This window comes from Kangiella aquimarina DSM 16071 (assembly GCF_000374105.1).
GTDB lineage: Bacteria > Pseudomonadota > Gammaproteobacteria > Enterobacterales > Kangiellaceae > Kangiella > Kangiella aquimarina.
The window spans coordinates 701,844-715,275 of the sequence record NZ_KB893651.1; the positions used below are offsets into that span (position 1 = coordinate 701,844).

Sequence of the window (13,432 nt, forward strand, 5' to 3'; positions counted from 1 at the left end):
TCAGTTTAGTCCAGCTTTTGCTCGAGCATTTCCAGCTCCTTCAGCATATGCTCAATATCTTTACGCTGTTGGAGCAGGGCATCTCGACGCTTCTGAATAAGCTCTATGAGAAGCTTTGCCTGCTTTTGCTTACCTTCAGGCAAATCATATAAATCGATAATTTCGCGGATTTGGGCAAGTGAGAACCCCAGACGCTTACCGCGAAGAATCAGCTGTAAACGAACTCTGTCTCTGGCGCTGTATATTCTGTGAACGCCACGACGTTCAGGGCAAATCAGCTTTTCATCTTCGTAATGACGAATTGAACGTGAAGTAATACCAAACTCTTTAGCGAGGTCGCTAATGGTGTATTCTTTCTCGCTGATGCTTTGTGCTGTCTGACCTGACATAAGCTAGTTTATTCCGATAAATGAGCCAAAATCATACCTTACCTTTACGCAAACGTAAACTTGGTAGATTTCAATTTTATCCAGATCAGACCAGTTAATTGATGGATACTATTACTAACTTATTGATCTTCTATCAAACTGACCAAAAATCAATCAATTGAACAGTTTTCTTCGATGAAAGATAACTTTTTAATCTAACTGATTGATATGAAGAAAATATGATCAAACTGTGAAACTTATCAATTGCCAAGCCCTCTAACTTAGGTGTAAGTTAAACCCATAGAGTAAAAAATTAGACAGTGACTAAGCGTTTAATGACAGATACCAAGAGAATTTCAGGATAAAGCCGATCGCTCGCAAGAGCCGTCGGCTTTTTTTATGCGTTCAATACATCAAGTAAACATGAAAGGGGACGACATCATATGAAACGTCAAAAAAGAGATAAACTTCAAAGAGCCCATACCAAAGGTTTTAATGCCGCACTTCAAGGCCAGTCTAAAGAGAACTGTCCCTTTGAAGAACTTAATGCACGAGAGGAATGGTTAGGCGGTTGGCGAGAGGGCCGAGAGGCGTTTACCACTAATGGAATGAAAGCTTATATTTAATCACTCCATTTTTAGAAATACTTTTTAGTAATCTTATCAATACATCATACATATAAAACAAGCCCGGCCAAGACCGGGCTTTTTAATGTTTCGCAGATAGTATCTTACTTAATACTTCTAGTTTAGGTTGTTTTTTCATGTTTAAAAGTTAAACTATGCGCACTTTTACTTATGACCCCGTAAGGTCAGAGTTCGCATGCGTTTAGAAGACTTTCATTTTGATTTACCCGACGAGCTGATTGCTCGTTATCCCACCGAAAAGCGTTCTGCTAGCCGATTGTTGTGTCTTGATGGGCAAAATGGAGCCGTTGACCATAGGCACTTTTATCAACTTGTTGATTTATTGAGCCCCAATGACTTATTGGTATTTAACAACACTCGAGTTATTCCGGCTCGTCTGTTTGGGCAGAAGGTGACTGGCGGTAAGCTTGAGATATTGATTGAGCGTCTGGATTCGGATGTAGAGGCCATTGCTCACATTCGTTCCAACCGTACCCCTAAGCCTGGTTCAGAGTTTGTTTTAGAAAATGGCTTCAAGGTATTGATTACTGGGCGTAAAGAAGCGCTATTTACCCTGCAGCTTCAGGAGGGAGACTGGCAGTCAGCCATGACTTCGGTTGGGCACATGCCATTGCCACCCTACATCGACCGTGAAGATGAACTTTCTGATAAAGAGCGCTATCAGACCGTTTACAGCAAGGTTGATGGGGCTGTTGCAGCACCAACGGCAGGACTTCATTTCGACGATGAGCTGCTTCAGAAGATTGCCGATAAAGGTGTTACTACAGCTTTTGTCACTCTTCATGTTGGAGCTGGAACATTTAGTCCAGTTCGCGTTGACAATATCACCGAACACAAAATGCATTCAGAGTGGTTCGAAGTGTCGCAGGAAGTGTGTGATAAAGTCATCGAGACTCGCCAAAAAGGGGGGCGAGTCATTGCGGTTGGTACAACCTCGGTGAGAAGTTTGGAATCTGCTTCAATTGCTGGTTCTATTGCCCCTCATGTAGGGGAAACTGACATCTTTATTTACCCTGGCTACCAGTTTCGTTCGGTGGACGCATTAATTACGAATTTCCATTTACCAGAATCGACCCTAATGATGCTGGTCAGTGCTTTTGCTGGCAAAGATCACATAATGGAGGCTTATGCTCAGGCCGTTAAAGAGCAGTACCGCTTCTTTAGCTATGGCGATTCGATGTTTATTCATCAGATCCACCCCCATTCAAGTCTTAAAGAATCAAAACAGAATGATTCAAAAGGGGCTGTCAGTAGCGACAGTTCAAGAGAGAGTACCGATGCAATTTAAATTAAATACTACTGATGGTATGGCGCGACGAGGTGAAATTACCTTTGAACGTGGGACCATTCAGACACCAGCCTTTATGCCAGTGGGGACTTATGGCACCGTCAAGTCAATGACTCCAGAGGAGTTAAAGGAAATTGGCGCTGAAATTATCTTGGGCAATACCTTCCATCTGATGTTGCGCCCAGGCACTGACATTATTGAAATGCATGGCGATCTGCATGACTTTATGCACTGGGATAAGCCTATTTTGACTGATTCCGGTGGTTTCCAGGTTTTTAGTCTCGGCAAACTACGTAAAATTACAGAAGAGGGTGTTGAATTCCGATCGCCAGTTAATGGCTCTAAAGTATTTTTAGGTCCTGAAGAGGCGATGGAAGTGCAACGTAAACTTGGTTCGGATATCGTGATGATTTTCGATGAGTGTACGCCTTATCCTGCGACTGAAGCAGAAGCGCGTGACTCCATGGAGCTTTCGCTTCGTTGGGCCAAACGAAGCAAAGTGGCTCATGAAGCCAATAATCCAGCAGCTCTGTTTGGGATTGTGCAAGGGGGGATGTACCCGCATCTTAGAAAAGAGTCTTTAGCTGGCTTGACCGAGATTGGCTTTGATGGCTATGCGATTGGTGGTCTTTCAGTCGGTGAGCCAAAGGATGAAATGTTAAAAGTGCTGGATAACCTGACCGGTGATATGCCTCAGGATAAACCGCGATATCTGATGGGTGTTGGCAAGCCAGAAGACATTGTCGAAGCAGTTCGTCGTGGTGTTGATATGTTTGATTGCGTGATGCCGACCCGAAATGCTCGTAATGGCCACCTTTTCACCAGTACAGGGGTTGTAAAACTGCGCAATAGCCACAATAAAACGGATACCGGCCCGCTTGATGAGGCCTGTGACTGTTATACCTGTAAGAACTATAGTCGTGCCTACCTGCATCACCTGGATAAATGTAATGAGATATTGGGCGCGAAGCTCAATACCATTCACAATTTGCGCTATTATCAAAATCTGATGAGTGGATTGCGAAAGGCCATCGAAACAGGTACATTGTGCGACTTTGTTGAAGATTTTTATACGAAACAGGGCAAGCCTGTTCCGTCTATGAGTGAATAATTAACTAATTGATAATATTAAACAATAGAGGTAATTCCTGATGTTTCTAGCAACTGCTGCACCACAAGGTGGTGGTTTGATGAGCTTCCTTGTGATGTTCGTTCCTTTAATTCTCATCATGTACTTTATGATGATTCGTCCTCAACAGAAGAAGATGAAGCAGCATAAAGAAATGGTTTCTAGCCTCGAGAAAGGTGATGAAGTCATGACAACTGGTGGTATCTTAGGACGCGTCAGTAAAATCAAAGATGACTTTATCGTTGTAACAATTTCTGATGGTATCGAGATTAAATTCCAGAAAGCATCAATCGCACAAACCTTGCCAAAAGGCACCATTAAGTCAATCGACGAATGATATTAGCCGCCCGACTTGTTACCAGCAAGCTCGGGCGGTTTCGTATTTAATCCGGACATAAGTTATGTTTACTGATCAATCCAATCAAAGATTATTGCCGATCAACACTTACCCTAAGTGGAAATATGTGTTGATCCTTTTCGTAATCGCTATTTCTCTGTTGTACGCTGCCCCGAACATTTATGGTGAAGATCCAGCGGTACAGCTTTCAGCTTTGCGCGATGCGAGTATTTCTGAACAACAGGTAAATGAAATTGAAGCTGCCTGGAAAGAGGAAGGGTTAACTCCTCAATCAGTTGAGCGTGAGGGCGATAAGCTGGTGATAGCTCGCTTCCAGTCCAACGAGACACAGCTCCAGGCACAAGAAATTGCAAACAAAATTTTGAATCCGACTTTGGATGAACAAGATTATGTTGTTGCACTGAACCTGGCTCCGGCCACACCAGACTGGCTTGCTTCTCTTGGCGGAAAACCGATGAAGCTGGGCCTTGATTTGCGTGGTGGTATTCACTTCCTGATGCAGGTTGACATGGAGCAAGCAATGGCGCGTCAACAAGAACAGTTGCGTCGTGACTTCATTGAAACACTAACTGCAGAAAAGCCATCAATTCGTGGTCGTGTAGAAACGATAGACAATGGATTGTTGATTAGCTTCAGAAGTCAGGAAGATGCCGAGCGTGCTTACACAGCTTTGTACCAAAATTATATTGACCGAATTGATATCAATTTAGCCGAGCAAAATAATCGTCCGGTTGTTCGTGCTACATTTAATCAAACGAAATTGCAGGCTATTCAAGATAATGCAATTGATCAAAATCGCTTAATCTTAAGCAATCGTGTGAACTCTTTAGGTGTTGCAGAGCCGTTGATTCAACGCCAGGGAAGTGACCGAATTGTTGTTCAGCTGCCGGGTGTTCAGGACTCCGCATTAGCAAAACGAATTCTGGGTGCTACTGCAACTTTGGAATTCCGTTTGGTCAATCATGAGGCGGATGTTGTTGCCGCTCAGCAGGGACGTGTTCCTGCTGGTAGTAAGTTGTTTGAATCGGATCGTGGCCCATTAGTTGTTTATGATGAAGTTCAGGTGTCAGGTGATCACCTGACCGATGCATTTGCCAGCTTCCACCCTCAAAACAATCAACCTATTGTATCGGTTAGATTAGATGGAGAAGGTGGTGCGCGCATGCTTCGCACAACTACGGCTAATCGAGGCAACTCACTAGCTATGATTCTAAAAGAGTCAGTGCCAGTCTTTGAAATTAAAGATGGTAAGCGTGAGTTGGTTAAATCCAATGTTGTTGAGACACTAGTGAGTGCTCCGAGGATTAACGGCGCATTCAGTACCGACTTCTTTATTGAAGGTCCTGATTTCACTCCTGCAAATACAAAGGACCTTGCTACTCAGTTACGCTCAGGTGCTTTAATTGCGCCAACATTTATTGTTGAAGAGCGAACTATTGGTGCTTCTCTGGGTGCTGAGAATATCGAAAAAGGCATTATGTCGGTCATCATTGGTTTTTCAGCTGTTGTATTGTTCATGTTGCTGTATTACAAGGCTTTTGGTCTGGTCGCTAATATTGCATTGATGCTAAATGTGGTAACCATTGTCGCGGTTATGTCTATCCTTGGCGCGACTTTAACCTTACCTGGTATTGCGGGTATCGTATTGACCGTCGGTATGGCGGTTGATGCCAATGTCATTATCTTTGAGCGTATTCGTGAAGAGTTAAGACATGGAACCATTCCTGCTCAGGCTATAGACAAGGGTTATTCGCAGGCATTATCAACTATTGCTGATGCTAATATCACGACGGCTATAGCAGCGATTATTCTTTATGCGGTTGGTACTGGTGCTGTCAAAGGCTTCGCTATTACATTGTTCATCGGTATTTTGACTTCAATGTTCACAGCGATTCTTGTCAGCCGCGGTATTGTAAACCTGACTTGTGGACATGGTAAAAAGCCATCCAAAGTATGGATCTAAGAGGAGTATTACGATGAGTTTTTTAAATGAAGATACTAATTACGATTTCCTCAAGATCCGTAAATTTGCCTTCGCTCTATCGGCAATCTTGATTATTGCCTCAATAGTGTCCTTTTTTACCAAAGGACTGAACTACGGCCTAGACTTCACTGGTGGTACTTTGGTGGAGGTAGGATATGAGCAAGATGCTGATTTACCCAACATTCGCCAGCAGTTAGATGACATCAAAATTAATGGTGCGGTCGTTCAAAACTTCGGTTCTGCCAAAGTTGTGCAAATTAGAATGCCGCAACAGGATCATATTGAGAATGCTAAAGTTAGTGATGTAGTTCTGGCAGCATTGGCAAGCGATGGCTCCAAAGTTATTAAGCGTGACCAGTCTTTTGTTGGTCCCGTTGTTGGTGAAGAGTTGAAGGAGCAGGGCGGACTTGCCATGATTGTGGCGTTAATCTGTATCATGATCTACGTTGCACTTCGTTTCGAGTGGAAATTCTCTGTTGGTTCCGTCGCAGCACTGGCACACGATGTTATTATCGTAGTTGGTTTCTTCTCTATTACTTCGGTAGAGTTCGATCTTACGGTATTGGCGGCATTGTTGGCGGTAATTGGTTACTCGTTAAACGATACCATTGTTGTCTTCGACCGTATTCGAGAAAACTTCTTATTGATGCGCAAGGCGACTCCAGAAGAAGTTATCAATAACTCAATTAACTTGACCTTGTCACGTACTGTGATGACCTCTTTAACCACAATGTTGGTATTGTTAGCCTTGTTCTTCTTTGGTGGACAGACGATTCACTCGTTTGCAGAGGCTTTGATCGTAGGTGTTCTAATCGGTACTTACTCATCGGTCTTTATTGCAAGTCCTACCACACTTGCGCTGGGCGTAAGTAAAGAAGACTTGATGCCACCAGAAGTAGAGAAAGAAGGCGAGGAGTTCGACGCGCTATAATTGTTATTCTTGACACTTTCTTTTATATTGAAACGGCTTAGAATGAAAACCTAAGCCGTTTTTTTATTTATAAGGATTAAGTTGAAGTGATGGCTGAACAACCGAATCAATCAAAAGAACCAGACACTAGCAGTTCTCTTGCAGAACAAACGCTTGGCAACATAGAGTCGTACCTGCCAGAATCCATTATTCCTCTTTGGGACAAATTACAAACAAACCCTTGGATACTCTCAATTATTGTTCTAGTTCTTGGCTTTTTTATTGCCAAGGGCGTGCAGTGGTTTATCAAGTCACTCATAGGAAAAATTGCCGAGAAAACGCCTGGCGACTTTGATGATAAGTTGGCACCATTACTTAGTAAGACAGCCTTTACCTTTATTTTCTTTTTAACGGTTATTGTTTCTGTCGAGGCATTAGATCTTTCTGAGGGAATCGATCGATTTCTAAAGCGTTTTGTGGTTTCGATACTCATTTTGTCCTTGATGTCTAAATTATTAAAAGCCACAAAGTTAGTACTGAATGCTCTTGCCAACAGTAAGAACCGGTTTAAGTTTGTTGAGGAGCGAACCATACCGATTCTAGATATTTCATCTAAAATCCTGATAGTTGGCGCAGCTCTCTATTTTCTAATACTTTCCTGGGGAATTGACCCAACGGCTTGGTTGGCATCTGCAGGTATTATCGGTATCGCGGTTGGTTTTGCTGCAAAAGATACTTTGGCGAATCTATTTTCAGGCTTTTTTATTGTCGCTGACTCACCTTATAAATTGGGTGATTACATCATTCTTGATACCGGTGAACGCGGTAGAGTAACCCATGTTGGTATTCGCAGTACTCGATTGCTTACTCGTGATGATGTTGAAATCACTATCCCAAACTCAGTAATTGGCAATGCCAAAATCGTCAATGAAAGCGGTGGTCCTTGGGAGAAAACTCGTATTCGTGTTGACGTTGGAGTGTCTTATGATTCAGACCTCGATTTCGTACATGATGTTCTGATGGAGCTAGTTAAAGAACGTGATGATATTGCTAACAATCCAACTCCAAGAGTTCGTTATCGCGCCTTCGGTGCCTCAAGTATTGACCTGCAGCTGATGGCCTGGATTAACTATCCTGAACAGAAAGGATTGATCAATCATAAACTAATCATGGATATTCATAAAACCTTTAGAGATAAGGGAATTGAGATTCCATATTCCAAGCATGATTTATATGTGAAGGAGTTTCCTGTTGCGAAAGACTAGTCTACTTTGTTTTTTGACGATTATCTTTCAATTCAGTGTGAAAGCTGCTGAAGATTTTGATTGCGGTCTAAATGAAAAAGCTAAAGAGCTTGCCCTTATGATTATTAACCACAAAGATCAGAAGAGGGTTAGTTTGAGTTGCAGCCCAATTTTAGCCAAAGTGGCAGCCCTAAAGGCCCGTGAAATGGCTGAAACAGGAAGAGTGTCTCATGAAGGTCCTGGTGGAAGTCCTAATGCTAGACTCATAGAGGCCGGTTATCAGCTGGATTTGCCGCCAGGAGTTGTGGGGACCAATTTTGTCGAATCTGTAATGGGTGGATCTCCGCATGCGGAGGAGGTGCTAGATTATTTCAGTAGCTCATATGTGCATAGGATTCATATTTTTGGTGAGCATCCTTTTTATTTAGAGCAAACGGAAATTGGTGTAGGGTATGCGAAAGAATGGTTTAGCCCACATGTGGATTATTGGGTTGTATATATCGCAAAGCCTAAGAATCAAAGTAGTTCGGTTAATGCAACTAAATAATAAAAAAGGAGGCCAAGGCCTCCTTTTTTATTCTATCCAGCTTTATGAATTTACAGATGCAAACAAGTCATGCTGATCAGCTGCTTCGATAGTAACCTCAACAAACTGTCCTTCTGTCAGCTCTTCAAAGCCTTCATCAATGATGACTTTGCCATCGATCTCTGGAGCATCGGCACTCGAGCGCGCTAAAGCACAGTCTTCGTAAAGCTCATCGACCAGAACTGTCATCACTTTACCAATCTTTTGCTGAAGCTTCTTAGAACTGATAGCTTCCTGAACAGCCATAAAGCGAGCCAGACGTTCTTCTTTGACCTCTTCAGGAATTGGGTCGGGCAATTCGTTAGCTGTTGCGCCTTCTACCGGCGAGTATTTAAAGCAGCCAACGCGATCCAGCTGTGCAACTTCAAGGAAGTCTAATAACTCCTGAAACTCCTCTTCAGTTTCACCGGGGAAACCCACGATAAATGTGCTTCGAATGGTAATCTCAGGACAAATATCACGCCATTTCTGAATTCTCTCTAAAACATTATTAATGTCGCCAGGTCGTTTCATTAGTTTAAGAATTCTTGGACTGGCGTGCTGGAAAGGAATGTCCAGATAGGGCAGTATTTTGCCTTCTGCCATCAATGGGATAATGTCATCAACATGCGGATATGGATAAACATAATGCAGACGCACCCAGACATTTTCCAGTTGACCTAATGCTTCACACATTTCTTTCATGCGGGTTTTAACCGGCTGACCCTGCCAGAAGTCTAAGGCATATTTTTTATCAACACCGTAAGCACTGGTATCCTGAGAAACGACTAGTAATTCTTTTACCCCAGCTTTGACCAGGCGTTCTGCTTCATCCAGAACCTGGCCTACTGGTCGACTATCCAGTTTTCCACGCATTGAAGGGATAATACAGAAACTGCACTTATGGTTGCAGCCTTCGGAAATCTTCAAATAGGCATAATGACGTGGCGTTAATTTAATACCTTGTGGTGGCACTAGATCAATAAAAGGGTCATGCTCAGCCTTTGGTGGCAGGTGTTCGTGTACTGCGGTTAAAACTTGTTCATATTGCGCTGGGCCACTAACACTCAGTACACCTGGGTGGATTTCACGAATGTCATTCTCTTGAGCACCAAGACACCCAGTTACAATCACTTTGCCATTTTCATTGAGTGCTTCACCAATTGCTTCTAGTGATTCCTGTTTGGCAGCATCAATAAAGCCACAGGTGTTCACTACAACAATATCCGCATCCTCATAGGTTGGCACAATGTCATAACCCTCGGTTCTGAGCTGGGTTAGGATTCGCTCTGAGTCAACCAATGCCTTAGGGCAGCCCAAGCTAATAAAGCCGACTTTATTGGTGATGATTGATTTGTTAGAAGGAGTTGTTGCCATAAGTTACAAGGTGCTCTGGAGTGCCTGAAAAAGGGTGCATATTCTATATCACCCCAGAACACTTGTACAAATTTTCTGCTATCACTTAACCCTAGAGTTGCCTGAGTCTATAAGATTTACGACTTCTTGAATGGCTAAGGCATGAGACTGGATGGGGTTATCAAGGTCAAATACCTCAATGGGAAATTCGGGGTCAATGCCATGACCTTCATATACAGTTCCTTCTGGAGAAGCAAAGATTTCATTGGATAGCTCTAGATACCAGCCATTCGGCAGAGGTTTGGCTAAAGGGGTGGAGAAGGAGCCTCGAGTAGTTTGGCCAACATGAGTCACGTTAGGTAAGTTTCTAAGAGTCATGGTTGCTATCTCACCCCCAGAGACGGTGACATCACTGGTCATCAGATAAACCGGGCCGGTAAACCGAGTGGTAATAGCTGGTTTTATGGTGTAAGTAATTGTAGGGGGTGAGTTCCAGTCAGTCCTGACGCTATAAGCCTCAAATGGCTCATTTGTAAAGTGAGCCGCTATTCCTCGGGCTACCTGATCAAAACCACCTCGATTATTAGACAAGTCAATGATGACGGCCTCATAGCCTTTGAAAGACTTTATGGCTTCGCTAAGATAATGGTCGAGTAGTCGCATTTCTTCTTTAGCCCACTCAACACTTCCAAACTCAAACTCTTCCGTAAAACCACCCATGGTAAATATCTGTATATAGCCAATTCTATTATCTATTGAGCCAATCACCATTCGTTCATTGGCGGTGTGAACTGATCCATCATCTAAAATATCTTCCTGTAACTGATTGATTAGTCCAATCAGCCACTTCTGTTCACCAATACTATTTTGTATTGCTGGAAGGGTGTGCTTGAAGCCCGTCTGATAGCGGTGTTTTTCTCCCTCAATGTTGGCAATCAGTTTGGTGTGCGAGTCAGAAAGAGGTTCAATCATACTTGAAAGCAGAGTAAACAATTCTTGTTCCGTAGTAATTTTGGCCAATCCATTTCGTTTACTATCACTTAACTCTTCCCAATTGACTTCTCTTTGTTCAAAAAAAGCATAGTGGTGTGCAAATATGTCTACGAAAACCTCAAAGGTATCTTTAAAGCTGCTGCCAATTGCCTCCTCACATTGCTTTGGCATACTGTCTAGCTTTGAGAAAAGTGTATGCCCATCGCCTGGGAAATACTCAAATTTGGCTGTTTTACCATCCAGCTGCTCAAAGTAGCGATATTCAACACTACTCATGGCTGTTTGACCTTCCTGCTTACTGGGATAGCAGTAGTTTGAGGTTATCTGCCATCTCTCCAGGCCTGATGAATCTACCTTAAGTAACCAACCATAGTCCGAGTTAAGCCAGATGCCATTTGCCTTTTGGTAAGTTCCCTCATTGAGCTGGATTGCTTCGGCAGAACTTTTTGCAGAAAAGATGAATAGTGCAGCTATGGATACTAATAGCCTTATAAGATGAATTATCATGGTTTAATTTAAAATGTGACCGTGGTCATATTTTAAGGTTTTTAAACAGACTGTCAAATGAATTAACCTTCAGCGAGAGACAATAGTATGGACAACTTATGCTCTATAAGTGTCATAGCATCATCAGATTGCCCCCTGCGGTTGGCTTCAATAATGGTGCCTGTCATGAGAGTTACGATTAATTCTGCGAGAATTTTCGCTTTAGCACTTTGGTTTATGGAGGTCTGCTTTATGAAATATTCAATCTTGGACTGTATAGTCTGATCAACCCGCTGCTCGACCTGTTGAATCGACACGCTTTGTCCGGCGTAGGCATTTTTTGCCTGCCATAGATTGGGTTGTTTCTGTGCCGCTTCAAGGATGTTTTTGGCTAGAAAAAGTATTTTGTTTTGCAGTGAAGTGTCATCCGGGATGGGTTGCTCAATGGCTTTGGACATATTTTCTTCAAACCATTGCGCGATGATATCCGGTTTGTTAGGAAAGTAGTTAAAAAAGGTTCCTTTGGCGATTCCAGACTCTTTAACGATTTGGGCCACCGATACCTTATCAAAACCATGCTCCTCAAACAGTGAAAGAGCTGTTTGATAGATTGTCTGATAACTTTTTTGTTTTTTCTTTTCTCTGAGTGTTGTCATAGTGAGATGATGTTACCGAAGTTGATAGCAGGGTACATAACCTTTGTAGTCGAGCTTCATCCGTTTCTGTTCAACAAACGCTTTTAGCAGTCCATCCAATTCATCCATGATGTCTGGATTGCCGTCTAACTGGTAGGGTCCATGCTTGTTAACTTCAGCAATCCCTTTTTCTTTAACATTACCGGCAACGATACCTGAGAAGGCTTTGCGTAAATTAGCAGCCAGTAAATGTAAGGGTTGTTCTGGATGAAGATTAAGGCTAGCCATATTCTGATGGGTTGGATCAAAACTTTCCTGAAAGTCCCAGTCTATATGTAGCTGCCAGTTAAAGTGATAGGCGTCCTGAACCTTTTTACGGTATTCGCGAACTTCGGTAACACCTGATTGGACACGCTTTGCAACTTTGACTGGGTCATCAATGATAATCTGGTATTTGGATTGCGCCTCTGGGCCAAGGGTTTTGCCGATAAACTGATCAATGCGCTTAAAGTAATCCGCTGACTCTGTTGGGCCGGTAAAAATTAGTGGAAAAGGAATATTTTGGTTTTGTGGATGAAGGAGAATCCCGAGGATATAGAGGATTTCTTCTGCAGTACCAACACCCCCGGGGAAAACGACAAAGCTATGTCCCATGCGGACAAAGGTTTCCAGGCGTTTCTCGATATCTGGCATGATAATCAGCTCATTAACGATAGGATTAGGAGATTCTGCTGCGATGATTCCGGGCTCTGTAATGCCAATGTAACGGCCCTTAGTAATGCGTTGCTTGGAGTGGCCGACCAAGGCTCCCTTCATTGGCCCCTTCATCGCACCAATGCCACAACCAGTAATAATGTCATGACCTCTAAGTCCAAGCCTGTAACCAACTTCTTTGGTGTACTCATACTCATGGTGTGGAATTGCATGACCGCCCCAGCAGACGACCATATTGGGATCGACTCCAGGTTTTAGAGCTTTGGCATTGCGCAAAATATGAAAAATAGCATTAGTACAGCCGGAACTGGAATTGAAGTCGATTCGAGAGTTTGTTTCAAGTTCCTGCTTTAAAAAAACCACATCGCGCAACACACTAAAGACCTGTTCCTTTAAACCCTGAATCATAACGCCATCAACGAATGCTCCTGAAGGGGCATTTTTGATTTTTAGTTTTACACCCTTGTTAAGCTGCATGACTTCAATATTGAAATGGTCAAATTGTTGTTGGATAAAACTAATGTCGTCGGTGATGTTGGTGCTATTTAATACGGCAAGAGTACATTTTTTTAATAACTCATAATCGTTTCCAGTGGTATGTGCACTGAGGCGCTGAATTTCATCATTGGTCAACAGTTCAAGACCAGATTCAGCGGTGATTTCTGTATCGATATATTGCGAGTGGACAGCCTGGGTCATATTATTCATCACTACCTATTTTGGTGGTCTTTAAGTTGTATAGTTGTAAATTTCTA

At 42.8% G+C, this 13,432-nt stretch carries 13 protein-coding genes; 8 read left to right on the forward strand and 5 right to left on the reverse strand.

What is annotated here, in order from left to right; translation table 11 throughout:
* Nucleotides 1-5: 5 nt before the first annotated feature.
* Nucleotides 6-389 (reverse strand): MerR family transcriptional regulator, encoded by a 384-nt coding sequence (locus tag B158_RS0112575; protein WP_018625748.1) that lies wholly within the window; start codon nt 387-389, stop codon nt 6-8.
* Nucleotides 390-811: 422 nt separating this feature from the next.
* Here B158_RS0112575 and rmf point away from each other — a divergent pair, with 422 nt between their 5' ends.
* From rmf to B158_RS13155, 8 genes are all read left to right on the forward strand, one after another.
* Nucleotides 812-994, forward strand: coding sequence for a ribosome modulation factor (gene rmf / locus B158_RS0112580; protein ID WP_012800996.1), 183 nt, complete (start codon nt 812-814; stop codon nt 992-994).
* Nucleotides 995-1,190: 196 nt separating this feature from the next.
* Nucleotides 1,191-2,303, forward strand: a complete 1,113-nt coding sequence (queA, locus tag B158_RS0112585; RefSeq protein WP_018625749.1) for a tRNA preQ1(34) S-adenosylmethionine ribosyltransferase-isomerase QueA — start codon at nt 1,191-1,193, stop codon at nt 2,301-2,303.
* Nucleotides 2,293-3,414, forward strand: coding sequence for a tRNA guanosine(34) transglycosylase Tgt (gene tgt / locus B158_RS0112590; RefSeq protein WP_018625750.1), 1,122 nt, complete (start codon nt 2,293-2,295; stop codon nt 3,412-3,414). Before queA ends, tgt begins: the two co-directional genes overlap by 11 nt.
* A gap of 40 nt (nt 3,415-3,454) precedes the next feature.
* Nucleotides 3,455-3,769, forward strand: coding sequence for a preprotein translocase subunit YajC (gene yajC / locus B158_RS0112595; protein ID WP_018625751.1), 315 nt, complete (start codon nt 3,455-3,457; stop codon nt 3,767-3,769).
* 64 nt (nt 3,770-3,833) lie between these two features.
* Nucleotides 3,834-5,753 (forward strand): protein translocase subunit SecD, encoded by a 1,920-nt coding sequence (gene secD, locus B158_RS0112600; protein ID WP_018625752.1) that lies wholly within the window; start codon nt 3,834-3,836, stop codon nt 5,751-5,753.
* A 13-nt stretch (nt 5,754-5,766) separates the two neighbouring features.
* Nucleotides 5,767-6,705 (forward strand): protein translocase subunit SecF, encoded by a 939-nt coding sequence (gene secF, locus B158_RS0112605; RefSeq protein ID WP_018625753.1) that lies wholly within the window; start codon nt 5,767-5,769, stop codon nt 6,703-6,705.
* A gap of 89 nt (nt 6,706-6,794) precedes the next feature.
* Nucleotides 6,795-7,949 (forward strand): mechanosensitive ion channel family protein, encoded by a 1,155-nt coding sequence (locus B158_RS0112610; protein ID WP_018625754.1) that lies wholly within the window; start codon nt 6,795-6,797, stop codon nt 7,947-7,949.
* Entirely contained in the window at nt 7,936-8,475 is a 540-nt protein-coding gene (locus tag B158_RS13155) for a CAP domain-containing protein (protein WP_018625755.1), read from the forward strand. Before B158_RS0112610 ends, B158_RS13155 begins: the two co-directional genes overlap by 14 nt.
* Nucleotides 8,476-8,517: 42 nt before the next feature.
* On the opposite strand, the gene rimO is transcribed toward B158_RS13155, so the two are convergent.
* The 4 genes from rimO to ppnN all read right to left on the reverse strand — a co-directional run bounded on the left by rimO (nt 8,518) and on the right by ppnN (nt 13,385).
* Nucleotides 8,518-9,870: a 30S ribosomal protein S12 methylthiotransferase RimO gene (gene rimO, locus B158_RS0112620; RefSeq protein ID WP_018625756.1), complete on the reverse strand. Its 1,353-nt coding sequence runs from the start codon at nt 9,868-9,870 to the stop codon at nt 8,518-8,520.
* A gap of 81 nt (nt 9,871-9,951) precedes the next feature.
* Nucleotides 9,952-11,349, reverse strand: a complete 1,398-nt coding sequence (locus tag B158_RS0112625) for a S41 family peptidase (protein WP_018625757.1) — start codon at nt 11,347-11,349, stop codon at nt 9,952-9,954.
* Between the two features lie 62 nt (nt 11,350-11,411).
* Nucleotides 11,412-11,984, reverse strand: coding sequence for a TetR/AcrR family transcriptional regulator (locus B158_RS13265; RefSeq protein WP_018625758.1), 573 nt, complete (start codon nt 11,982-11,984; stop codon nt 11,412-11,414).
* A gap of 12 nt (nt 11,985-11,996) precedes the next feature.
* Nucleotides 11,997-13,385, reverse strand: coding sequence for a nucleotide 5'-monophosphate nucleosidase PpnN (gene ppnN / locus B158_RS0112635; RefSeq protein WP_018625759.1), 1,389 nt, complete (start codon nt 13,383-13,385; stop codon nt 11,997-11,999).
* Nucleotides 13,386-13,432: the final 47 nt, after the last annotated feature.

What these genes read in the sequence shown, in the direction of transcription:
- B158_RS0112575 (WP_018625748.1), bottom strand. Translation starts at nt 389, where the DNA reads ATGTCAGGTCAGACAGCACAAAGCATCAGCGAGAAAGAATACACCATT.
- rmf (WP_012800996.1), top strand. Translation starts at nt 812, where the DNA reads ATGAAACGTCAAAAAAGAGATAAACTTCAAAGAGCCCATACCAAAGGT.
- queA (WP_018625749.1), top strand. Translation starts at nt 1,191, where the DNA reads ATGCGTTTAGAAGACTTTCATTTTGATTTACCCGACGAGCTGATTGCT.
- tgt (WP_018625750.1), top strand. Translation starts at nt 2,293, where the DNA reads ATGCAATTTAAATTAAATACTACTGATGGTATGGCGCGACGAGGTGAA.
- yajC (WP_018625751.1), top strand. Translation starts at nt 3,455, where the DNA reads ATGTTTCTAGCAACTGCTGCACCACAAGGTGGTGGTTTGATGAGCTTC.
- secD (WP_018625752.1), top strand. Translation starts at nt 3,834, where the DNA reads ATGTTTACTGATCAATCCAATCAAAGATTATTGCCGATCAACACTTAC.
- secF (WP_018625753.1), top strand. Translation starts at nt 5,767, where the DNA reads ATGAGTTTTTTAAATGAAGATACTAATTACGATTTCCTCAAGATCCGT.
- B158_RS0112610 (WP_018625754.1), top strand. Translation starts at nt 6,795, where the DNA reads ATGGCTGAACAACCGAATCAATCAAAAGAACCAGACACTAGCAGTTCT.
- rimO (WP_018625756.1), bottom strand. Translation starts at nt 9,870, where the DNA reads ATGGCAACAACTCCTTCTAACAAATCAATCATCACCAATAAAGTCGGC.
- B158_RS0112625 (WP_018625757.1), bottom strand. Translation starts at nt 11,349, where the DNA reads ATGATAATTCATCTTATAAGGCTATTAGTATCCATAGCTGCACTATTC.
- B158_RS13265 (WP_018625758.1), bottom strand. Translation starts at nt 11,984, where the DNA reads ATGACAACACTCAGAGAAAAGAAAAAACAAAAAAGTTATCAGACAATC.
- ppnN (WP_018625759.1), bottom strand. Translation starts at nt 13,385, where the DNA reads ATGAATAATATGACCCAGGCTGTCCACTCGCAATATATCGATACAGAA.